Source organism: Natranaerobius thermophilus JW/NM-WN-LF (assembly GCF_000020005.1).
GTDB classification, from domain to species: domain Bacteria; phylum Bacillota; class Natranaerobiia; order Natranaerobiales; family Natranaerobiaceae; genus Natranaerobius; species Natranaerobius thermophilus.
The window spans coordinates 888228-911373 of sequence record NC_010718.1 but is presented as its reverse complement, the minus strand read 5'-3'; the positions used below and the strand labels follow the sequence as shown (position 1 = coordinate 911373).

Annotated in this window: 24 protein-coding genes; 6 read left to right on the top strand and 18 right to left on the bottom strand. The window is 35.7% G+C overall.

All coding sequences use genetic code 11. The features are described 5' to 3' along the window. Position 1: 1 nt before the first annotated feature. The 3 genes from NTHER_RS04440 to NTHER_RS15105 form a co-directional block, all read right to left on the bottom strand. The gene (locus NTHER_RS04440) at positions 2 to 1102 is read right to left on the bottom strand and encodes a DUF917 domain-containing protein (protein WP_012447327.1); all 1101 of its coding nucleotides are present in this window, start codon (positions 1100 to 1102) and stop codon (positions 2 to 4) included. Positions 1103 to 1166: 64 nt separating this feature from the next. Continuing rightward, a complete protein-coding gene (locus NTHER_RS04435; protein ID WP_012447326.1) occupies positions 1167 to 1565 on the bottom strand; it encodes a hypothetical protein in 399 nt (132 codons plus the stop codon). Positions 1566 to 1601: 36 nt separating this feature from the next. After that, entirely contained in the window at positions 1602 to 2969 is a 1368-nt protein-coding gene (locus NTHER_RS15105) for a purine-cytosine permease family protein (RefSeq protein WP_012447325.1), read from the bottom strand. 337 nt (positions 2970 to 3306) lie between these two features. Between NTHER_RS15105 and NTHER_RS04425 the strand changes: the two genes are divergently transcribed. Beyond that, the gene (locus NTHER_RS04425; RefSeq protein WP_012447324.1) at positions 3307 to 4545 is read left to right on the top strand and encodes a BaiN/RdsA family NAD(P)/FAD-dependent oxidoreductase; all 1239 of its coding nucleotides are present in this window, start codon (positions 3307 to 3309) and stop codon (positions 4543 to 4545) included. Between the two features lie 196 nt (positions 4546 to 4741). Continuing rightward, complete coding sequence (gene cooS / locus NTHER_RS04420; RefSeq protein WP_012447323.1) at positions 4742 to 6829, top strand: anaerobic carbon-monoxide dehydrogenase catalytic subunit; 2088 nt, start codon at positions 4742 to 4744, stop codon at positions 6827 to 6829. A gap of 139 nt (positions 6830 to 6968) precedes the next feature. On the opposite strand, the gene NTHER_RS04415 is transcribed toward cooS, so the two are convergent. From NTHER_RS04415 to htpG, 4 genes are all read right to left on the bottom strand, one after another. Further along, entirely contained in the window at positions 6969 to 7664 is a 696-nt protein-coding gene (locus NTHER_RS04415; protein WP_012447322.1) for an N-acetylmuramoyl-L-alanine amidase family protein, read from the bottom strand. Between the two features lie 262 nt (positions 7665 to 7926). Continuing rightward, on the bottom strand, positions 7927 to 8601 hold the full coding sequence (locus NTHER_RS04410; protein ID WP_012447321.1) for a hypothetical protein: 675 nt from the start codon (positions 8599 to 8601) through the stop codon (positions 7927 to 7929). A gap of 13 nt (positions 8602 to 8614) precedes the next feature. Next, positions 8615 to 8914 (bottom strand): hypothetical protein, encoded by a 300-nt coding sequence (locus NTHER_RS04405; protein WP_012447320.1) that lies wholly within the window; start codon positions 8912 to 8914, stop codon positions 8615 to 8617. A 180-nt stretch (positions 8915 to 9094) separates the two neighbouring features. Further along, positions 9095 to 10978: a molecular chaperone HtpG gene (gene htpG / locus NTHER_RS04400; protein WP_012447319.1), complete on the bottom strand. Its 1884-nt coding sequence runs from the start codon at positions 10976 to 10978 to the stop codon at positions 9095 to 9097. Positions 10979 to 11161: 183 nt separating this feature from the next. Here htpG and NTHER_RS04395 point away from each other — a divergent pair, with 183 nt between their 5' ends. Together NTHER_RS04395 and NTHER_RS04390 are read left to right on the top strand one after the other, a co-directional pair. Then, on the top strand, positions 11162 to 11944 hold the full coding sequence (locus NTHER_RS04395; protein WP_012447318.1) for a threonine/serine exporter family protein: 783 nt from the start codon (positions 11162 to 11164) through the stop codon (positions 11942 to 11944). Beyond that, positions 11941 to 12369 carry a threonine/serine exporter family protein gene (locus tag NTHER_RS04390; RefSeq protein ID WP_012447317.1) on the top strand — a complete coding sequence of 143 codons (429 nt, stop codon included), beginning with the start codon at positions 11941 to 11943 and terminating at the stop codon, positions 12367 to 12369. The genes NTHER_RS04395 and NTHER_RS04390 overlap by 4 nt, the downstream gene beginning before the upstream one ends. 93 nt (positions 12370 to 12462) lie before the next feature. Here NTHER_RS04390 and NTHER_RS04385 read toward each other — a convergent pair whose 3' ends face one another. From NTHER_RS04385 to NTHER_RS15565, 3 genes are all read right to left on the bottom strand, one after another. Continuing rightward, the gene (locus NTHER_RS04385) at positions 12463 to 13143 is read right to left on the bottom strand and encodes a phosphoribosylaminoimidazolesuccinocarboxamide synthase (protein ID WP_012447316.1); all 681 of its coding nucleotides are present in this window, start codon (positions 13141 to 13143) and stop codon (positions 12463 to 12465) included. Positions 13144 to 13162: 19 nt separating this feature from the next. Continuing rightward, entirely contained in the window at positions 13163 to 14479 is a 1317-nt protein-coding gene (locus tag NTHER_RS04380; protein WP_012447315.1) for an MFS transporter, read from the bottom strand. 343 nt (positions 14480 to 14822) lie between these two features. After that, positions 14823 to 14984, bottom strand: a complete 162-nt coding sequence (locus NTHER_RS15565; protein ID WP_012447314.1) for a DUF1540 domain-containing protein — start codon at positions 14982 to 14984, stop codon at positions 14823 to 14825. A 224-nt stretch (positions 14985 to 15208) separates the two neighbouring features. On the opposite strand from NTHER_RS15565, the gene NTHER_RS04375 reads away from it, so the two are divergent. Next, complete coding sequence (locus NTHER_RS04375) at positions 15209 to 15607, top strand: DUF2752 domain-containing protein (RefSeq protein ID WP_012447313.1); 399 nt, start codon at positions 15209 to 15211, stop codon at positions 15605 to 15607. Here NTHER_RS04375 and NTHER_RS04370 read toward each other — a convergent pair. The 3 genes from NTHER_RS04370 to NTHER_RS15100 all read right to left on the bottom strand — a co-directional run bounded on the left by NTHER_RS04370 (position 15596) and on the right by NTHER_RS15100 (position 17525). Then, positions 15596 to 16456 (bottom strand): nuclease-related domain-containing protein, encoded by an 861-nt coding sequence (locus NTHER_RS04370; protein ID WP_012447312.1) that lies wholly within the window; start codon positions 16454 to 16456, stop codon positions 15596 to 15598. The two genes, NTHER_RS04375 and NTHER_RS04370, sit on opposite strands and share 12 nt — an antisense overlap. Before the next feature lie 88 nt (positions 16457 to 16544). Next, the gene (locus tag NTHER_RS04365) at positions 16545 to 16955 is read right to left on the bottom strand and encodes a DUF2752 domain-containing protein (RefSeq protein ID WP_012447311.1); all 411 of its coding nucleotides are present in this window, start codon (positions 16953 to 16955) and stop codon (positions 16545 to 16547) included. Between the two features lie 33 nt (positions 16956 to 16988). Continuing rightward, positions 16989 to 17525 carry a DUF4190 domain-containing protein gene (locus NTHER_RS15100; protein ID WP_012447310.1) on the bottom strand — a complete coding sequence of 179 codons (537 nt, stop codon included), beginning with the start codon at positions 17523 to 17525 and terminating at the stop codon, positions 16989 to 16991. Positions 17526 to 17874: 349 nt separating this feature from the next. Here NTHER_RS15100 and NTHER_RS15875 point away from each other — a divergent pair, with 349 nt between their 5' ends. Continuing rightward, positions 17875 to 18069, top strand: a complete 195-nt coding sequence (locus tag NTHER_RS15875) for a hypothetical protein (RefSeq protein WP_158438219.1) — start codon at positions 17875 to 17877, stop codon at positions 18067 to 18069. On the opposite strand, the gene NTHER_RS04350 is transcribed toward NTHER_RS15875, so the two are convergent. The 5 genes from NTHER_RS04350 to NTHER_RS04330 form a co-directional block, all read right to left on the bottom strand. Further along, positions 18063 to 19880 (bottom strand): acetyl-CoA carboxylase carboxyltransferase subunit alpha, encoded by a 1818-nt coding sequence (locus NTHER_RS04350; protein ID WP_012447309.1) that lies wholly within the window; start codon positions 19878 to 19880, stop codon positions 18063 to 18065. The genes NTHER_RS15875 and NTHER_RS04350 overlap by 7 nt on opposite strands. Before the next feature lie 24 nt (positions 19881 to 19904). Further along, the gene (locus tag NTHER_RS04345) at positions 19905 to 21242 is read right to left on the bottom strand and encodes an acetyl-CoA carboxylase biotin carboxylase subunit (RefSeq protein WP_012447308.1); all 1338 of its coding nucleotides are present in this window, start codon (positions 21240 to 21242) and stop codon (positions 19905 to 19907) included. Positions 21243 to 21284: 42 nt separating this feature from the next. After that, the gene (gene accB, locus NTHER_RS04340) at positions 21285 to 21815 is read right to left on the bottom strand and encodes an acetyl-CoA carboxylase biotin carboxyl carrier protein (protein WP_012447307.1); all 531 of its coding nucleotides are present in this window, start codon (positions 21813 to 21815) and stop codon (positions 21285 to 21287) included. Next, positions 21815 to 22288, bottom strand: coding sequence for a MarR family winged helix-turn-helix transcriptional regulator (locus NTHER_RS04335; RefSeq protein ID WP_012447306.1), 474 nt, complete (start codon positions 22286 to 22288; stop codon positions 21815 to 21817). The genes accB and NTHER_RS04335 overlap by 1 nt, the downstream gene beginning before the upstream one ends. A 156-nt stretch (positions 22289 to 22444) precedes the next feature. Beyond that, positions 22445 to 23134 carry a hypothetical protein gene (locus NTHER_RS04330; RefSeq protein WP_041366901.1) on the bottom strand — a complete coding sequence of 230 codons (690 nt, stop codon included), beginning with the start codon at positions 23132 to 23134 and terminating at the stop codon, positions 22445 to 22447. Positions 23135 to 23146 lie beyond the last annotated feature (12 nt).

Here is a 23146-nt window from a genome sequence, read left to right as displayed (position 1 = left end):
ACTAATTACCCCCTTTCAATTGCTTAATTCGATCTTCAACAGGTATAAATTCTACATCTTCATATCCAAAATAAGCTGGGCCTACAAGACTTAATCCTTTTTCACTTCTCCATTTTTCTGTACAGGGTGAACCCATGACTAAAATACGCTGCCCATAACGCATACCTTCTGTAGTTATCGGGTAACCTGTTTCGGCATCATGGACAGTTATAAGGTCGGGAACTGAAACAGCTACTTTTTCATTTACTCGACACACTAAATGCTCATTTTGAAAATCTAAGGAAGCACTATTTCCCTGAAAATCATCTATTCCTTCCAAAATTGCTGTCCCGCGGGCAAAACCACCTTCTGTCCTCCTGTTTATATCTACAATTTTTCCAGTAAACACAACATGTCCATTCATAACCTCACTTAATGATTTAATAGGATTAGCTCCTTGTTCCTTGGCTGTTCTAAGAGCCTTTCCGATCTCTTCGGTAAAAGTTACTATATTTTTAATACCTCCTTCTTTAACTTGAGCTCCATCCATAGGATAAATAGCAACCATGGTAGAGCCACCCATAGTTATGGTGGCACCCCTGGCCAAATCTTCCGTCCACTTGTTATCTATAGTGTTGAATAAAACGCTATTTCCCTTTTCATCAGCCAAGACCATGGGAGTTGCTGAAACATCGTATATACTAAAAGTAACCATCTGTAGTTCGGGGAAAGCTCGTCCCATTCCATCAGCATCAATCACCGGTAACCCCAGCTTAGCAGCCAAAGCTAAAGGCATCATTGAATTAACTCCGCCAGCTTCTATTGGCATGGTTGCTTTTACTTCTTTACCAAGATAACTCTCCAGAGCGCTAAATGATTTAAAAACTTCTTCACCACTAGGGATTTTTTCAACTAAGACTGTAGGAGCTCCCATCATAGCTGATGGAACAACTAAATCTTCATCACTGATTTCCTCGGGATCCAATAAAGTAATGGGGCCATATTCTTCGATAGCTGATAAAGCCATCAATTTACCAATATAAGGGTCACCCCCGCCTCCAGTACCTAAAATTGCGGCACCAATGGCTATATCTTCAATAGATTGTTTGGTTAATTTTCTCATTATATCCCTCCATTTTTTTACATGTGTTAAACAACATGTTATTTAACGTTATATTTATCAGCAGTTATGGAGTTAGAACATGGCCAGCTTTGCCATGAGCTATAATAGACCCGGCTCCCAGAATTAAAAACAGCAATCCTACAACCACTAATCCTATCTGAGTTAAAATTGATCCGGCACTATAATACGCAGAAGGAGACATAACAACATAACTAAGTCCCATGTTCAATGAAATCCAGCTTGCTTCTATGATAATTCGGGCTTCTATCAAGCTACCCTTATCTGCTTTATTTAACCTTGCTCGCGTGATACCAGTCATAATTATCGGGATTGTGGAAATCACGATAAATAAACCAGTTGCGTTAGGATTAGGAGCCAGGATTGATAAAATTATTCCTACTATCCCTAGAGAAAGCATCAAGGAGCTAACATTTTTTCTATACCATGAAACATCTTTCAACATTATTGACACCTCCAATTTTTCTTTCTTATCGATTTTTTAAAATCCTGTGCTTTCTTCCACGTAGCTGCCACTTGTATACTGGATATTGAACATTTCACAAGTATAAGTTAATATAATGAAGGCTATAAAGCTAAGCAAAATTGAATTCAATGCTACAATTCCGGGGAGATAAACACTGAAATATCCAGCTCCAATCCAACTGAGAATCCCCACCCAGTTTATGCAAGCGTATTCAGTACCAGGACCGAACTGGTATCTATTCTCGGGGTCCTTTTTACCCTGTAAATAAGGCTTGAGAATATAAAAATCGGCTATTAGAATACCTGCAATTGGTGGTAAAAAACGACCTAGTTGATTTAAAAAAGTCATAAATGGATCGGCACCAAAAACACCTAGAGCTGTTAATGAAGCTAGGATTGCTCCCACAAAACCAAGAATACCTGTAATGACAGCTTTTTTAACTTTTATGGTGTTAGCAAAAGCCAAAGCACCATTGTACAAATTGTTGTCATTTGTGGTCCACTGTCCAAGAATAACTATCAGTAAAGCCCCTACTCCAATTCCTAGATGAGCCATAGCCTCGGCTACATCGGCTTGAGGAGTGAGCAATGTCAATAGACCAGCAGCTAAAAACAGCAGAGGCTGCATAAATAAAACTTGCCAAAACCAAGCCCAACCACCGTGAGTTGGTTTTGCTGCATATCTAGCAATATCAGGTGAAATGGTTGCTCCTGCTATATAGCTTCCTACAATGGCAGTAATAGCTGCACCTATAGTCATTGGTTCAGCTGGTGTTGCCTGAGCTATTTGGCTAAATCCACCAGCTTCAGTGATTGCAGCAACGGAACCGCCTCCTAAAATCACAATAAAGAGAGGAACTGTGACATAACTTAATAAAGCTAGACCTTTAAACCCAAAAATAGCAGTTAAAGTCATTAATATAGCTCCCCAAAAAGCAGAAATATGACCCTGAAATAGATAAGGAACAGAGCCCCACAGCTCAAGTGAAATCGTTTCCATAACTTCTGAAAACAACCATGCTTGTATAAAAAACCAGCCGATTCCGCAAGATATTCCCGAAACAGCAGCACCGGCTACCATGGAACCATAACGTCCAAAAGAATGTCTGAGAATAACATATGTAGACGTTCTAGTATAGCCACCAATAATACCAGTTAATAGTCCAATTATGGCTGTTATTACAGAACCACCTAAGATTGCAAGAATCATATTATTAAGTGCTAATCCTCGACCTAATTCACCACCTGTCCAAATGACGGCCATACAAACTAACACACCAGTATAAACCATAAACATTCCTGTGAAACTGCGCTGTTGTTCTTTTGGAACTGCCGAAACTGCATGATCCTCAAAGACATCAGCTTGATTTGTCTTATCACTCATTTAAAACTCCCTCCCTGTTTTTTGAATTTTTGCTATTTTTGAAATTTATTTAAATTCACAACTTTTAACATCACCTCCAATTAAGTTTAAACACTTATAGTAAATCAAAGTCTTTATAATATATTTTCATATAAACTTGCCTCTACTTTATATATGCAATATATTAATCAATTAAAGTGTTATAGTTTTTCTAAATAGAATACATCGGTTAGTCCTCTTTGTCAAGAGAATAATTAGTTTTCATAACTTACGGACAATTATTAATTTTTCCATACATGTTTTAGAACTGATATAATAAAACTATTAGATAAAATTTTAATAAATAGGAGAGAGAATAATGAGTAAAAAAGTGGTTATCATAGGAGGCGGACCAGCAGGGATGATGGCCGCTATTTCAGCAAGTGAAAGTAAAAACACTGATGAAGTAATACTCATTGAAAAAAACGCAGAGCTTGGAAAAAAGCTGAAAATAACAGGTGGAGGAAGATGTAATGTCACGAATGACAGTGACCCTTCCGGAATTATGAATAATGTGGTGACCAACAAAAAATTTCTAACTAAAAGCTTACAAAGATTTACTCCTAAGGATCTAATGGAATTAATTGAAAAAGAAGGTTGTCCTTTAAAAGTAGAAGAAAATGGTACCGTTTTCCCAAAAAGCGAAAGTTCGCAAGATATCGTCCAGGTGTTTCATAAATTATTGAACAGAAGAAATGTTCAATTAAATTATCAGGTTGAAGTAGAAAGAATTATGACTGATAAAAATCATGTAACTGGAATACGTCTTCGCGACGGAAAGAAAATTACAGCAGATAGAGTCATTTTAGCTACTGGTGGATTCTCATACCCGAAAACGGGAAGTACTGGTTCCGGATATGAATTGGCCCGCGAACTTGGCCATACCATCACACCTTTGAGGGCTAGCCTGGTACCCATGGAAATCCGAGAAAAATGGCTGACAGACTTATCCGGAATATCTTTTAAAAATATTATTATTAAAACTAAATCGACTAAAAAGTCTAAACCCAAAACCTTTCAAGGAGATCTGCTCATCACGCATTTTGGAATATCAGGTCCTGCTCCATTTCAGTTAAGTACTCTCATGAAAGACATGGAAATTCCTACAGAAGGACATGAAATTGCTATAGACTTTGTCCCTAACTCTAGTCATGAAAAGCTACAGGACGAGTTTAATTCACTTAAGCAGACTAACAAGCAGGTCTCTACTATCCTGACAAAATATTGGCCTAAAAATTTTGTATTAAAACTACTGGAACAGCTTAATATCGGTAGCACTCTCAGCATGAATCAGTTGAGTAAGAAGGATAAAAACAAATTGATTACTAACTTAAAAGATTTTAAAATTACCATTTTGAAATTAAAAAGTATCAAGGAAGCTACTGTAACTTCTGGAGGAGTATCTGTAAAAGAAGTGGATCCTTCCACAATGGAATCGAAAAAAATAACAGGACTGTATTTTGCCGGTGAAGTTTTGGATGTAGATGCTCTATCTGGTGGGTTTAACTTGCAAATAGCCTTTTCTACAGGGCATCTTGCCGGGGACAATTGTGTTTAAAGAGTCTTGTCTCACACCCTCTGGTATCACATAATTTGCCCCCCATGATTAATTTTATATTCGTTACAAATCAGGCAATTCAATATTTAAAATAATGTATAACAAATTTTATAAGACAAACCCTAATAAGAGACCACGACAACTATAGGTTCATTCACTATCATTAAGGGGGGATCATCAAGGGGGGATCATCGTAATGATATTTAGAAGAGGTAAAGTTTCAAACAAAGAAAAACACAATGATTTAGGCGGAACCAATGATCCTAAAGATCACGAGGATTTACACGCTCAAATCAAAGTCGATTATCAGAGTATTGATAAATCACCCCAGGGGAAACAACTACATGACTGGCAGAGAGAGCATATCAAAGGGGCAGATCAATCAAAAGAAGGCTATCCCATGAATGTAATTTTAGATCCAGCAATGCGGGAGATGTATCAGGTTGTTAATAAATCAAAAATGACCAATGTCTTTGATCGTTTTTCAGAACAACAGCCCCAATGTAAGTTCTGTATTGAAGGATTATCCTGCCAACTTTGCGCCAATGGCCCATGTAGAATATCAGAGCGGGCTCCCAGGGGTGTATGTGGTGTAGACGCACATACCATGGTTGCAAGAAACTTTAACTACCGTCATGTCACCATCGGGACATCTGCTAATATTTTCCACGCCCACCAGGCAGCTAGGACTTTAAAGGCTGCTGCTACAAATCCTGAAAGTGGCCTAAAAATACGAGATCAAGACAAACTAAAGTTTTTTGCAGGAATGTTAGGTATTAATACCGATGCCGATATCAATCAGATTGCTATAGATTTTGCAGACACTGTAATTGACGATATTCACGGACCGTATCATATAGAATCAAAACTTGTTAACGCCTTTGCTCCGGAAAAAAGGAAAAACCTATGGAGAGACTTGGGAATTTTCCCTGGCGGAGGTTACAGTGAGGTCGCTTATGCCCAAACTATGAGCATGACAAACTTTACTTCAGATCCAGTAGCATTCTTGCTTAATGGAGTCAGGATGGGAATTGCCAATGAATATCAAGGCCTATTTGCTCTAGATATTTTACAAGAAATTTTAATTGGCAGTCAGAAAATAACTGAACAAGAACAGAATATGGGACTTTTAAAAGAAAACCAGGTCAATATCATAACAAACGGTCATATGCCATTACTGGCCCATGTTGCCATTGAAAAAGCGTCATCGGAAGAATGGCAGCAAAAGGCAAAAGAAGCCGGTGCAGAAGGTATCCAAGTATTAGGTCATGTTTGCGAAGGACAACAGTTATTGAACTATGAAGGTTCTCAAAACATGAGTGCATATACAGGTCAAGAAGGTGAATGGCTCTCAGAAGAATATGTACTCGCTACAGGAGTAGTTGACCTGTTCATGTTCGACTACAATTGCACAGTACCTACATTACCTCTTTATGCAGAACGCTTTGGTACTAAACTCGTCAGCACACACCCGGTGATCAAGTTACAAGGTACCGAAACTATTGACTTCGTTCCCGAAAAAATGAATGAACAGGCTGATAAAGTCTTAGATATGGCTATCGATGCCTTTAAAACTCGCAAACAAGATCAGAGAGAAACTTATATACCACCTCACACTTCCAAATGTACCGTAGGTTTTAGTACAGAATCAGTATTAGAGGCCTTGGGAGGTTCCTTACAACCTCTGATCGACCAGATCACCAATGGAAACATCAGAGGTATTGCAACAGTCGTAGGTTGTACTACTGCCCAGTACGGTCAAGGTGGAAGTAACGTTTTTAAAATCACTAAAGGTTTAATTGAGAACAACATACTGGTTCTTTCAGGTGGATGTACCTCCTCTGTCATGGAATACACTAACTTAACTAATCCAGAAGCTGCTGAAGATGCCGGAGACGGCTTGAAAGCCGTATGTCAACAGCTTGGCATACCTCCAGTTCTATCTTACGGGGCATGTGTCGATATTGGCAAAATGACGCATACTGCTGTAGCCTTAGCCGATGAACTAGGTGTTGATACCAATCAATTACCTCTAGTCATTGGAGCGCCTGAATATCTAGAGCAAAAAGCGGTAGCCGATGCATGTACTGCCGTGGCACTAGGTTGGCTAGTCCACGTAGCTCCCGTCCCTTCAGTCACCGGCAGTGAAACTGTGGTAGAGACTCTGACTAAAACTACTGAAGAGATGGGACTAGGAAAACTCATGGTAGAAATGGACGCTGATAGAGCAGTCAAGACCTATGTCGACCATATTGAAACCAAACGAAAAGAACTGGGAATTTAGTTTCTTATCGTGAGTTTTTAAGTTAACGTTTAAAGTCATAAATTTTAAGCTGTACGTCGTATATTTAAAAGTCAGTAGGTAGTTTTCAAAACCCTACTGACTTTTATGATTGATTCATATTTTGTTAAATATTGTTTAATTATTCACCTAGATAATTTAATATTCCTTCTGTAATTCCTTGAGCTGCTTTATCTTTAAAATCATCATCTCTTAATAACTGTTCTTCTTCGTAGTTAGAAAGAAATGCTAATTCAACAACAGCTGATGGTACATTAGATGCTCTCAAAACTAAAAAGTCTTGATTTAGAACCCCTCTATCTGGTCTACCCATGTTATTTACCATTCCTTCTTGTAAGCTCTCAGCCAGGTAGTAGTCATTAGGATTTCTAAAAGAAGAATAATAAGTTTCCGTTCCTTGAGCTGCAGTGTTTATCGCCCCATTGGCATGGACACTGATAAATAAATCTGCACCCACTTCATTTGCCATGGCAGCTCGTCTATACAAAGAGACATCCACATCAGAATATCTAGTTAAATGCACATCTGCCCCTAAGGACTCGAGCTTGTCCTCAGTTAATAAAGATACATCCAAAGCAACTTCTTTTTCCGTTAGACCTGTGGGACCAACAGCACCGGCATCCCATCCACCATGACCAGGATCCAGTAGAATTGTAACTCCCTCTAAAGGTTTTTCATTAGTATCTACAGTAGATGCATAAGTTGAGCTTATCTCCTCTAGTTCTTGTGCGCTAACATTATTCCCTACAATAGGACCAGTTACTGAAAACAACATTATAAAAACCAGTAGTGAAACTGATAATTTTATTATCTTCATTGTAATACCTCCTAAATCAATTGATTTCTCGTCCAAAGCTAATTAATGATTTGAGAACGAGATTATGTCAACTAACTAGCACAAAGCATATTATAAAGTTATTGTGATATTTTGACCATAGATTTAGGAGAATTACATATAATTACTATATGCAGTAATTCTTTGACAGTCTTAATGAATATAATTTTCAATAAAAAGACAAATAAAAATAAAGCGGCCCCAGCCCGTTAAAATTCGAGCTTCAGCCGCTAATTTACATTTACTACTCAGTTTTTCTACTAATTAACTCATCAAATTTATAATAATCTTTTTTAGCTAAAGAAAATTTAATATGATTACTTGCTATATTCAAAAAATGATTTATTTTTGATGTCGGTTCATATTCCAATTTGATTTTATAGTGATTTTTATTAAAGATGATAGGCTCCCGCAAATCGTAATCAATCACATTATTCCAATAGATAGTTCTCTGTCCGCAATAAATTGCATTTTCACCAATTTCTACTCGTTGTAATCCTCTATAAAATTCACTTAATAAAGGAGTCAAAATATTAAGCCCAGTCAAGAGATTTCTAAGCTTAACAGCATAATTTCCAACTAACCATTCTTTATCAAACATTTCTTGCTCCATAAAATAATCTCGTATTTCATAAATGTTATCCAGCCACAATAGCTCGTACCAATGATTGAAATATTGGGGGACTAACAAGGGATAAATATCTGTAAAAGAAGAATAAAAAGACATAAACAAAGGTAACAGTATAGGTACTAGCACAAAAATTAACAAACACAAGTATAATTCGAAATTTAAACGAGATTTAACTAATATATCGTATTCCCGAAAGGCTTTTTTAACCCCTCTTATTGTAATTGTTATTATCAATGATATTAATCCAAATGCCGGAATAATATAGTAGACATAAAAACCTCCATCCAATATCTCTTCCTCCCTAACTATTAAAATCGCTCAATAATCTATTTGCTTTATCCTCTTCCCCTTTCTTTATTTCAATAGTTACAATCACAGATTGAGAATTTTGCATACGACTAAAGGGTTGATTCTTATCTTTGACTCTACATTTTACACCGTTCTTTTTTAGAAAGGAATATATTTGATAAATTTGTTCCGAATTACTTTGCGTTCCGGAGTGAAATTCAACCCATGATTTTTTATCATAAATAAAATGCGTTACTATAGCTATAGTTGCAAATATAATCAATAAAACCTGTAAAAGGCTAAAGTCAAACACCTTAACCCCTCCTTTGTTAGGAGTTTTTGTCATCCAATGCAGTAAATAATTGTAAAAATGAAAATGTAAATGTAACTGCTATAATATCTACTCTATAACATTTATAAAATAATGAAAAATTATAGGTTCGGGACTAATCCCGAACCTACAGTTCCTATAATTAGCTTAGTTATTGCTTCGCTAACTCATGATCTTACAGACATTGTTTGTGTATTTCACTGGGTCCTCAATTGGCAGTCCTTCGATTAAACAGGCCTGATTGTACAACAAGTCTGTATAAAGTTTAAATTTATCCTCATCTTGTTCATAGGCCTCTGTTAACTTGTCAAAAACATCATGATTTACATTGATTTCCAAGGCCTTTTCTGCCTGGACGTTTTGATTATTTGGCATGCTTTGCAATACTTTTTCCATCTCTATTGAAATTTCACCCTCATTTGCAAGGCATACTGGATGATCCTTTAGCCGCTCGGAAGCTCTTACTGTATTCACTTTATCAGACAAAATCTCAGCCATTTTATCAAACATTCCCTTGTATTCCTTCTCTTTTTCATCGGAAGTTTCTTCGTCTTCGGAATCAAGACCTAAATCTTTACTGGAAACCGACTTGAATTCTACATCCTGATAAGAGCCCATCATCTTAATAGCGAACTCATCCACATCTTCTGTTAAGTATAGCACCTCATAACCTTTGTCCTTGACAAATTCGGTCTGAGGCAACTTATCAATCCGCTCTACTGATTCACCAGTAGCGTAGTAAATATACTTTTGATCTTCTCCCATTCTAGAAATGTACTCATCCAGAGATACCATTTTGTTTTCCTTGGAAGAATAAAACAACAACAAATCCTGTAGGGTTTCTTTGTTCTGCCCAAATTCACTGTAAATTCCGTATTTCAGTAGTGTACCGAAAGACTCAAAGAATTCCTCGTATTTTTCCCTATCATTTTCCATAACATTTTTAAGTTCTTTTTTAACTTTGTTCTTAATATTTTTGGCAATCAATTTAAGCTGTTTGTCCTGCTGTAACATTTCCCTGGAAATATTCAGTGATAGATCTTCGGAATCAACTACACCCCTGACGAAACTAAAGTAATCAGGTAACAGATCTGGACATTTATTCATAATAAGTACTCCGTTTGAGTACAATTCCAAACCTTTTTCAAATTCTTTAGTGTAAAAATTAAAGGGTGGTCTTTCAGGAATAAATAATACCGCTTTGAAACTAATAGTACCTTCTGCATTGATGTGTATATGAGTAATAGGTTCATCAAAGCCGTAATGTCTTTCTCGATAAAAGTTCTTGTAATCCTCATCCGTTAATTCATTTTTGTTTCTTTCCCAAATGGGAACCATGGTATTTACTGTTTCTTCTTCAATATATTCTTCGTATTCCTCTTCATTGTCATCTTTGGGTTTAGACTTGGTCAAATCCATTTTAATTGGATATCTGATAAAATCAGAGTATTTCTTAACAATTGATTTCAATCTATGTTCATCTAGATACTGATCGTAATCTTCATCATCAGTATTTTCTTTAATCTTGAGAATCACATCTGTACCTACAGATTCTTTTTCAGTAGGGCTAACACTATATCCTTCAATCCCCTCTGACTCCCATTTATAGGCGTGATCACTGCCATAAGCTTTACTGATAATGGTAACTTCTTCTGCCACCATAAATGCAGAGTAAAAGCCCACGCCAAATTGGCCTATTATGTCATGTCCATCCTTAATCTCTTGTTCATTAGCCTTTTTAAAATCGAGAGATCCACTTCTAGCAATAACCCCTATATTATCCTCTAATTCTTGCCTTGTCATGCCAATCCCCGTATCTGAAATTTTGAGCTGTCTGTTTTCCTTGTCCACAGTGATTTTAATATAGTAATCATCTTTATTAAAATCCAAGGAATTATCAGTTAGGGATTTGTAATATAATTTATCAATGGCATCACTTGCATTGGAAATCAATTCTCGTAGAAAGATTTCCTTATTAGAATAAATCGAGTTAATCACAATGTCTAAAAGCCTTTTCGTTTCTGCTTGAAACTCTTGAGTAGCCATAACGATTCCCTCCTTTAATATCTTTGATCTGTTTTCTGTTAGAACATCTCCCTATTTTATATACCAAATTTTTGGATTCATGTGAACCCAAATTTCTATATACACCTCAAAAAACAATTGTTATAATAAGCTAGATAGCTAAAATTGTGTTCATGACGGGTATAGGTAGTGAGGTGAAGAAAAGTGCTTAACAAAAAAGAAATACTAGTTTTAGCCGTTTACGCAGGGGAAATCATGCTCGAAAATGGTGCTGAAACCTATAGAGTTGAAGATACAATTATCCGCTTATGTAAATCTAGAGGTTATTCATATGTAGAAACCTTTGTTACCCCTACCGGTATTTTTGTATCTATTGATAAAAAGAACACTTATGATGCAATGACTTCCCACATGAAAAGAATTCGGTCCAGAAATATAAATTTAAGTAAAGTAGCGGAAGTGAATGACTTTTCTCGCACCTTTGTAAATAGTGATATGGATGCAAAGGAAGGTATGAAACTGTTAAAAGAAATTGATGCTACACCCAGTTACTCCAGATTCACTAAAATAATTTTTGGCGGTATAGCCAGCGGCTTCTTTTCACTATTGTTTCAATCAAACCTTCCCGAGGCGTTAAGCGCCTTTATCACTGGAATTATAGTCACGGGAACACTAATTTATCTAAAAGATAGAAAAATGCCCTTTTTCCTGGCCAATATTGTCGGTGGGGCTACTTTAGCCTTGATAGCAATTGTGCTTTCTACGTTTAGTTATTCAATTGATATAGACAATATAATAATTGGCGCTATCATGGTAATGGTCCCTGGAGTAGCTATAACTAATGCCGTTAGAGATTCCATAATTGGTGACCTACTGGCCGGATTAGCTAGAGCTGGAGAAGCCTTTATCATAGCTATTAGTATTGCCTTTGGTGTTGGTTCAATATTGACAGTTTGGTCGTTAATCATGGAGGGGAATTTAATATGATATATATCGCTAACTTCATCTATGGCTTTATGTGTACAGTGGGCTTTGCCGTGATTTTTAACAGTAGAAAATCCTCTTTAGTTAAAGCCGGTTTAGGTGGGGGGATAGGTTGGGCGACTCACTTTATCATCAATCATAATTTTCAGTCTGTCGTGATTTCTACTTTTGTTGCATCTTTAGTGATTGCCTTATTAGGAGAAATTTTCGCAGTAATTGATAAACAACCTGCTACATTATATATCATTCCCGGAATCGTCCCCCTGGTACCCGGTTTCGGTCTATATTATACTATGTTATCCTTACTAGAACAAAACTATAACTCTGCACTCCAGCACGGAATTGAGACAATTTTAATAGCAATTTTAATAGCCGCAGCTCTTACTATTATCTTGTCAATCAATACTTACAGAAAACAACGTCGATAACCTCAGTTAGACTAGATAAATGCATCCTTTCTGACCGAGAAGGACAAGACAGAAAGGATGCATTTATTTAAGATAATGGAAATGAATTATCTTCTATTTCAGCAAATATTCAACAAGTTCTTTTTGTGTAACAGTTTTGTCATCTTTGAAGACCCTCATAGAATCACCGGAGATTTCGTCAATGATGATAATCTTGCCATCTTTAACCCTACCAAATTCCAGTTTAAAGTCAATTAAATCTAAACCTTTATCATTTAACTCAGTTTCAATGATTTTGGCAACAGATTTAGTAATTTCCTTCATAGAGTCTAACTCTTCATTGTTCAAAATCCCTAGTTTAATCAAAGCTTCATCATTGATTAAAGGATCACCCCTCTCATCATCTTTAACTGTGACTTCAACCAAATAGTTCAGATGTTCCAATTCCTTATTTTGAGTAAACTCAGGATAACGTCGCAGGAAACTACCATATGCCTTAACCCGACAGATAACTTCCAGGCCTAAAGCTTCACATTGTTGTACTTCCATATAACCTTCTTCCGGTGAAGCATCGATAAAATGAGTTGGAATTCCCTTTTCTTTTAGCATATCAAAAAAATATTTTGTTACTGCCAGTGAGGATAATCCTTTCTCTGGTATTTCACCCACCACTTCATTTCCACCTGGATCGATATCTTCTCCGGTACCAGTTACCTCATCTTTAAAGTAAAGAACTAAATTACCTTTCTCATTCAAAAATACTTTCTTGGTCTTTCCCTCATAAATTTGTTTCATATTTTTGACCTCCTTCAAGTTAGTCACTCAAAATAGTAACAGGTAATTCTGTTTTCCTACTAAAATACCAAAAACCTGCTGTGATAATAAAAATCAAAGATCCAATTACTAACCAACTATAAGCATAACTCGCAGTGATATCAGCAAAATAGCCAAATACCGGAGGACCAAAGATCATACCGGTTCTGGGGAAGATTAAAGCTATTCCAGTGATTACACCGACACTTTCCTTGGGCGCTAGTTCACCAATTGTTGTGAAATATACAGCAATTACACCGATGGTATTATACCCAAGAATAAAGGATAACAACATAACCAGTACCGGATTTGGTTGTAAAGGACTGACTACCAAACCGTATAAAATAAACAGGACTGTTATTAATATTCCGTGTAGTATTAACCCTTTCCTTCTATTGCCAGAAAATACTTTTTCATTGACCAGTCCCCAGGTCGGCTGGCCTAGGATCCCGCCAGCATGTACCAGGCCTAAACAAACACCCGCCAAAGTAGAGCCAAAGCCCAAATCCCCTGTTAGATAAACAGTATAATGTCCTATAGCTGTGGAAGCACTAACACCAAAAGCAAAACCCATTATACAAATGAGTACTAAATAACGATTTTGTATGAAAAATACCAAATTATCTTTTAAAGAGCCTGCTCCCCCTTGGTTTTCATTTTGATTCTTATTTTGATTGTTATCTAGATTGTTATCCAGACTGTTACTTTGATTGTTAGTTTGACTGCCTTGAACTTGGTTATTAGTCTGAGATGTTGTATTCGGGGATTTATAACAAAGTAAAATTAAAATAGCAACTAATACAGCGAACGAACCAGAAATTACTAGCGGCGGCCTCCATCCCATTATACCACCTAAAATAGGAAGCAGAGTGGCTCCAATAATACCACCAACACCACTGCCACTGTGAACAATTCCCATGAAAAAACTTCTTTGAGTAGGTTCTGCCAACTCCAGTACGGCTTTATTAGCAGAAGGGGTGACTATACTAAAGGCTAATCCCGTAAAAAAAGCTAAACAAAGAATAATTCCAAAATAAGGTGAGAATGAATGTAAAATCATTAAAATACCGGCTATGAAGACTCCCAAAAACAGTCCCCTCTTAGTTCCCAGCCGGTCTACAATCTTACCACTAAATACAGCCAACATTATAGCACTCAAAAAGTGAAAGCTAGAGTACAAACCCACCTGTGTTTTGCTCAATAGAAATTCTTCTTGAACCATGGGTAGCAATGCTAAAAAGCCCTGAATATTTGCAACACCTGCTATATATGCAGTAGAAATTATTACAAGTGTAATCAAAGTTTTCTTATCAGCCATACAATCACCTCTCAACTACACAACCCTCTTTTATATCCTATTCTACATCCATTTTTATATCCCTTGAAAACTTGTTGAGATTCAACCATGAATGGATCAGAAAATATTATCCTGTTATTTGGCTCTAATTCTCCTGTTCACTCGTTAAGATGTACTGTCGAAACTTGCAGTATCAGTTCAATTGAAAATTTTACAGTATCAACAACTACACATAAAAGAACCTAAAAAATAAAAAGCTGAGGGCCATATCTATCACCCTCAGCTTTCCTCCTTAAAGATCATTGACAATATAAAAGATCTTGTAAAATTACGTTTTTCGTACTTATTCAACTAATCTTATATCTTATCGATATTCTTCTTTGGGAACAAAGGTTTCACATGCGGTATCATCTGTATTATTGACAACATTATTAGTCACACTTGACCTAACTTTAATGGAAGAAGCTCCACACATATAGTTTTCATTATAATAACATTCTTCTACCTGACATTTGATATCTGACATATACCCATACCTCCTGATTAACAAAGTATTTTTCTCTTTTATTAATGTTTCCATGTTGGGTATGGATATACAAAACAGGATAAAGGATACAAAAATTACTCCACTTAAATAATTTAAAGTGCTCATAACATATGCAGGATAAAACTCAATAGCCTAGAATTTATATGACTATAGTTATGTATCCATAGTAATATATTCTAACAGTTTTGAAAGGATGTATTGTAATGACTGAAAATAAGCTATCAAGATTATTTGAATTATTATTACTCATTATATTTTGGACTGCCATGGTTTTATCTGGACTTCACATATTAAGTGATAGCTTTACCCAAGCTATAGGTTATAAAGGATGTTGGTTTTATCTTAATACCGGATTAAAGGGTCCTACATGTGGCGGTACAAGAGCTGCTCAAGCTCTACTTCAATTAGATATAATTTCTTCAGTACAGTACAATGCGCTATTACTCCCCGGAGGGCCTTTGTTGCTTTATTTTGGTGTCAAAGGAAGTTGGTTATTCATTAAAGGAAAGTCAATTCTAGAGCTGGACATCCGTCCCGCTAAATTAATGTTAGCAGTAGTCGTTGTTACATTTTACTCTGTACTTAGAAATTTATTTATTTAATTTTTGATAGACTTTTTTCACTGTCTCTTCATCTAGCTGTTCGTTTCTATCATAATTTTTCACAAACTGGGATAATTCTTCTGCTTTAAGTACAGTTACAGGACAATTTTTTCGCCCTTTGATTATAAAGGATTCTGTGGCAATCACTATTACAGGAGTAACAAACTTTTCAGTACCAGGAAGTTGATTTTTCAATAAGTTTTTAATTACACTATCATGGCGGTCAACTTGAGCAATGGGATTTTTAATCACACTAGTTTTGTTACCCATTTCTTTAAACCAGTTACCATCTTCATCTATAACTATCTTACCTTGGCCTTTAAAAGCCTTTGTCTCAACGTGGAAAATACCCGTTTCACCAATAATTATATGATCTATCTCCTGGCGCCCAGCAGGACTACTTAATTTTACATTATTCAATATATGATATCCGTTAACTTTCATAAAGTTAAGATTATGTTTGACTTCTTCTTCCCCTTTGTTCCCGATTTCAAAGTTCTCTTCTTTTATTTCTTTCCTATTTTTCTTAAGTTTTATTCCCCCAACATGTACCCCTTTTTTAATAAGTAGATTTTTCAATCGCTCTTTTTTGGAGTATGATACATGCTCTGAATTGTTTACCATAGAAAAATGGGATTTTAAATTATTCCAGTATTTAGGATGGTTTGGAATATTGCCTTTCAATGTTTTAATAATTTGATCTACATCTTCATCTGTTACTAAGTCTCCTGCTTTCCCCATAATTTTATTAGTTTTCTTGATGGCAAAATAACCCTTGATATTCATAAAAAAGTTATAAATTACAAATCCAATAAATCCCAAAAAAATTAAGGAACACAGACCTTCCATTTCTATATCCCCTCCTAAATCAATTAGTCGAATATTAGTGGAGTAATTATCGTAATATATCAGAACCAAGAGATCTAATCTGCTAATCTCACACTAAATTTCTTATTACTGTAAACAAAATAATCACTACCAGCCAAAACCAGATAAATTTGGTATTAATTCTTAATTCTTCCATTGAATTCCCTTTCAATATAAATACAGAAGTTCTAATACCGTAATACAACACAATAGGAATGGTAACTATAACTAAAGCATTGTACTGTAAAGCATCAAAGAGTCTTCCATCCATCAGAGCTGAAACAGCCCTGGTACCCCTACAAGTAGGACATTTAATATCAAAAGTTTCGTACACGGAGCAACCAGTATATCCGGTCAACTGACTTACTGTATAAGGATATTGTACATAGATCAAGACAGCAACTATTATCAGTACAAAAAATAACACCAGAAATAATTCCAATTTCCTTTCCAATTTTCTTTGAAGATTGTTGGGTTGCACTATCATCACTCCGTAACAATGCCTTAGATCAAATCATAAAACACTATCAAGTAGATTTAATGAAAATATACCAATTATTCCAAGTAAGTTAAGACCTACTATAATTGCTCCCATAATAATTCCGGCCAAAGAGTAATCCTGTCCTTTATTATAACCTAAAATACCTGTTACCAGCGCCACTACACCTAAGGCTATGTCGACTCCAAAACAACAGAAGAAAAATACAATACCAATTATTCCAGTTACTAAGGATATGGTTCCGAGTGTATTATCCTGTTTTTCCTTCTCTACTACTCGTTCTATTATTCTTTCTTTTTCTCTGGGTTGGGAATCCTCTTGACCCCTGTAATCTCCATCATAACTACCACTACCCAGGTTATCACTTGCCTCTTGACTTGTTGTTTCAATGGTTTTTTTATCTGTTTCTTCACTTCTTTTTTCACTTGCATCCTGTTGATTTTCAACATCTTGTTGGCCTTCTAAATCCTGTCCCTTTTTTTCAGTAGTCTCTGATTCCTTTGCGACATGTTCTTCATATTCGTTTTCTTTCCTGTCTTTATCATTGGACATAATGCATCTCCCCTTCCATTAAAAAGTATTAAAATCAGTAGATTAAGTAACAAGTGGCAATACTTTCTGGTTGGCAATACTTTACTCTATTTATATTTCTAGTCACCAAAGAATAATCCTTCTTTTAGAATACTTAGGAAAAATTTTCTATTATAAATTATAAAAGCTAAGGCAAAAAAAGCCTTAGCTTACAATCAATCAAACTCATACAAAAAGAATTTCAGTTTTAAATATAATCTATCAAACTTATCTGTATTTTCGCCTTCGCTTCTTCATCGCCTACCTTATCACTCCATTTTTGAAGGTACAAAAGCTATTTTTTCATCTAAATCTACACCATACATATCGAATGAGCTTGTTATTGCAATTTAATTTAACTAACTTGAAATTTACCGTTATCCATGCCAAAATGGCAATAAATGGTTTAGAATATCTAAGATTAGAAATTTTAAGAGGGGTGTTTGTAAATATGAAGCGATATCTTATTGGAATTATAATTTTAGTATTAGTCATCATAATGGCTGTTCACAACATTAACTATTGATTAATACTACTATCTAAATTGGATTTCTCAATAAATCTACCTATACTTCTGAACTTCTCATATCTTTTTGTTAATAAGTCATTTGTTTCTTTTTTAGATAAGTTATCAAGAGTCTTCAAAAGGTTATTTTTAATAATTTCAGACATGGCTTGGCCGTCTTTACTGGCATCTTGGTAAGGTTCTTCAAGGATTTTATCTATTATTTGTAATTCCTGCAAGTCCTGAGCAGTGATTTTCATTACATCTGCTGCTTCTTTTGCCTTGGAAGAATCTTTCCATAATATGCTGGCAAAACCTTCAGGGGAAACTATGGAGTAAACCGAATTCTCTAACATCCATACTTCATCAGCTACCGTTAAAGCTAAAGCACCTCCACTACCGCCTTCACCGATGACTAATGATATAATGGGAACCTTTAAAGAAGACATTGTATAGAGGTTTTGTGCAATTGCTTCACCTTGTCCCCTTTCTTCTGCTCCTTTACCACATCCAGCACCTGAAGTATCTACAAAATTTATAATCGGTCTGTTAAACTTTTCAGCTTGTTGCATAAGCCTTACGGCCTTGCGATAACCTTCAGGATTAGGCATGCCAAAATTCCTATAAATATTTTCTTGTAAATCTCTTCCCTTTTGCTGTCCTATAACGGTTACTGGTAAACCATTTAAGAAGGCCAATCCTCCAACTATACTGGTATCATCGGCGAAATATCTGTCTCCGTGAAATTCTATAAAGCCTTCAAATATATTATCTATATAGTCTAAAGATGTTGGCCTCTCTTTACTTCTCACCAACTTAACTTTATCATAGGGTGTTAACTTTTTACCTTGTTGCCTTATTTCCTCTACACTTTTTGCACTTGCCTTCTTACTTGCATCTTTAGAGGAATAGTAAGAACAGTCATTTCCATCTAACATTCTAGAAGGTTGTTTAGTCTTGTGTAACTTTAAAATGTGACTAAGTTTATTTCTCATCTCTTTACGATTTATCACTTTGTCTACAAATCCGTGTTTTAACAAAAATTCAGCTCTCTGAAATTCTTTAGGTAGCTTTTGCTTAATAGTTTGCTCTATAACTCTTTTGCCGGCAAACCCTATTAAAGCATTGGGCTCTGCTAAAATTATATCACCCAACATAGCAAAACTAGCAGTAACACCACCAGTAGTGGGGTCCGTAAGGACTACTATGTACGGTAGTCCCTTGTCTTTAAGTTTAGAAATTGCTGCACTGGTTTTTGCCATTTGCATCAATGAATAGATACCTTCCTGCATTCTTGCCCCACCTGATGCTGTAAACATAATAACAGGTAAGTTTTCGTCAATTCCAGTCTCTATAGCCCTAGTAACTTTTTCACCGACAACAGAGCCCATACTCCCCATTAAAAACCTACTATCCATAGCACCGATCACTGCTTGCTGACCATTAATTTTTCCTAAGCCGGTTAGAATAGCTTCTTTCAATTCCGTTTTTTTCTGTAGCTTGTCAACTTTTTCACTGTAGCCTTCAAATTCTAAAGGATTTTCAGAGATGATATTTTGATCTAACTCCACCCAGGTATCTTCATCAATTATTTGGTTAATTCGCTCCTGGGCACCAATCCTAAAGTGATGGCCACATTCATGACATATATGATAATTCTTTTTTAGGTCTTCAGCATAAATGATTGACTTACAGCTATCACATTTTTCCCACAATCCATCGGGAATATGTGGCTTATTGGACTTATTATCATTTTGATCAGACCTTAATTCAGTTTTTCTTTCGGGATTTAGGGAAATATACTTTGTTTTTTTAAATAGTCCTTTAAACACTTGACCATCCCCTTGTTCTTTAGATTAAAAGATTTTGTCATTTATGAAATTAGTATCATAAATGCCTTTCACAAAATCATCATTATTTAAGATATTTAAGTGGAATTCAACATTATTTTTAACACCAAGTATCACAAATTCTCCTAAGGCTCTCTTCATTTTATTAATTGCTTCTTCCCTATCTTTGCCATGGACTATCAGTTTTGCTATCATTGAATCGTAGGTTGATGGTATCTCATAGCCATCATACAACAAAGAATCAACTCTTACTCCTAAACCACTAGGTATAAATAGCCCGTTTACCTTACCCGGACATGGCATGAAATTTTTTTGCGGATCCTCGGCATTGATTCTACATTCGATGGAATGTCCGTTTAAATTTATCTCCTCTTGAGTTTTTTCGAGCCTTTGTCCTGCAGCAATTTTTATTTGCTCCTTTATCAAATCCAGTCCCACTATTTGTTCTGTAACCGGGTGTTCAACTTGAATCCTGGTATTCATTTCCATAAAATAGAAATTGTTGTGTTTGTCTAATAAAAATTCAATTGTTCCCGCATTTTGATATCCCACATATTTAGCTGCCCTGACTGCAGCTTGTCCCATTTTTTCTCTGAGTTCCTCAGTCATCACTGGACATGGGGCTTCTTCTAAAACTTTTTGATTCCTTCTCTGGATAGAGCAATCTCTTTCCCCTAGGTGCAGTACATTCCCGTATTTATCAGCAAGTATTTGTATTTCCACGTGTCTTGGCTTTTCTAAATACTTTTCCATATACATTGTGTCATCACCGAAAAAAGTAGCGGCTTCTTGTTTGGCTGTACCAAGAGCATTTAACAGTTCGGCTTGGCTTCTGATAATTCGTATACCTCTGCCACCACCACCGGCTGATGCTTTAATCATCACCGGATATCCAAGTTCGTCAGCCATCTGTACAGCATCTTGCTCATCTGTTAAAGGTTTCTTAGAACCTGGGACCACTGGAACATCAGCATTTGCCATTAACTTCCTGGCATTGGACTTGTTTCCCATGTTCTCAATCACCTCTGGCCTGGGACCAATAAATGTAATATTACATTTTCTACAGACATCGGCAAAACGACTGTTTTCTGATAAAAACCCAAATCCAGGATGGATGGCTTCAGCATCAGTGATTTCCGCAGCAGTCAATATCCTGCTAATATTCGTATAGCAGTTATCGGTTGCCGTGCCGATACAAACGGATTCATCTGCCATTTGGACGTGTAGAGCTTCTTCATCTACAGTAGAATAAACAGCTACTGTTTCAATCCCCATTTCTCTACAAGCTCTGATTATTCTAACAGCAATTTCACCTCTATTAGCCACCAAAATTTTATTAAACATATTCATCATCCTTTATTACATTATTGGCTTGTTATCAGGTTGTTATTGACTTGTTTTAATTTTAAAGAGTTCCTGGCCGTATTCTACCGTATCACCGTTCTCACACAGGATATCTATCACTTCACCACTTACTTCATTTTCTATTTCATTCATTATTTTCATAGCTTCCACAATGCAGAGAACATCACCAGCCTCCACCTTGCTGCCTATTTTTACATAATCTTCCTTATCAGGGCCAGGTGCTGAATAAAAAGTCCCTACTATAGGTGCTGTCACTATTTCTAGCTGTTTATCTTTATCATGATCTATTTCCTCATACTGATCTTTAGTATCCTTTGATTGATTTTCCTCTCTCTCTGGCTTGTCTGTATCCCCCTGTAGCTCTTGTGGGTTGCTCTCGGGTTCTACCTCTTCTTTAGAAATGGAAACATGATTATTTTTATCGGTTTTTACACTCACTTCATTACTCTGTTTTTCCATTTCTATTAAAACATTATTTTCTGCTATTTTCAGTTTAGTAAGATCAGAATTATTCATTTCTTTCATTAATTCCTTAATCTCTTTATAATCCATTAATTGTCACTCCCATCTGCATTTTCTTGATTTATTAGTTTTTGTTGATTTTTAAAAAAAGCATTTAATTTGCCCATGGATTTAATTAAGGCTTCTTTTTCTCCTTCCTCTAGTTCAGAAATAGCTTCTTCAATCATCTCATTATGAAATATCTCATGAATTCGGTTAGCCTTCATTCCTTTTTGGGTAAGTTTAATATAAACTATTCTTCTGTCTTCTTCAGATCTAACTCTTTCTACATATCCTTTTTTTACTAAATGATTTATGGCTGTACTCAAGGTACCGATAGTGATCCCTAGCTCATTGGCAACTTCCGACATGGTACGTCTCGAGTATTTTCCAATTTTCTCAATGGTATGGACTTCTGAAATGGATAAATCTTTGAGTCCCCTAGACTGTAAAGCCCGCTGTTGTATGGCAAGAATGTCATTAAAAGTATCCACCAGTAGTTCATTTAAAACATCCTCACTCATCAGATTTCCCTCCCCGGACACCATAAGTATCAGAAAATTATATTTTGATTATCGAATACTTTGATAATCAAACTTTGACAATCAAAGTATATATTTAAAAAAAATAGTTGTCAAATTTGACAACTAACGTTTATCGACAAACTAGCTTTTGAGCTCTTACACACCGCTTTTACTCACCTTTCTCTGAAGAAGCTCATCTATTTTCTCTTTATCTTCACTATATATAGTACAGATAAACTTATCTTCTAAGGTGTATAATCTTTGAATTTTAGAAACAGAAGTATGGGTTAATACCAAATTATATTTCTCACCTTTAGTATCGACAGATGGACCTTTCCAATGATAGTCCTCAATCTCTTCCCAGTCTAAGGTTTTATTTTTACCGTAAATACCATTTTCTCCAAACTCCGGCTTTTGAAGTCCTAAATATAAAGAGTAGATCCCACCTATAAAAGCAAAACTGACATTTAAAAGAAAGGTTAAGTTACGGAGATAACCACTCATTTTGAACCTTTCGGACGATTTGTCTTGTTCCCGAAAATATTCTTCCATGGTTTGGATATTTTCAAAACAGAATAGTTCATACCAGTGGTCAAAATATTCAGGGATTAGCAGGGAATAAACTTCAGTATAACTAGAAATAAATGAACTAACTGCATATAAAAAAATAAGTAAAACAAATACAAATGTAAAAGCTTCAAATTCATAGCTAGGTAGCCCTCTACCCACTATTTTATCTGCCCGCAAAGCTTTTTTATTCTCGCGCACAACAATTGCAATGGTAATAAAGACCACAAAAATAACTAAAAAAAGATAGTACAGATAAGCAGTTGGTATCCTAGTCAAAATATCAATCCT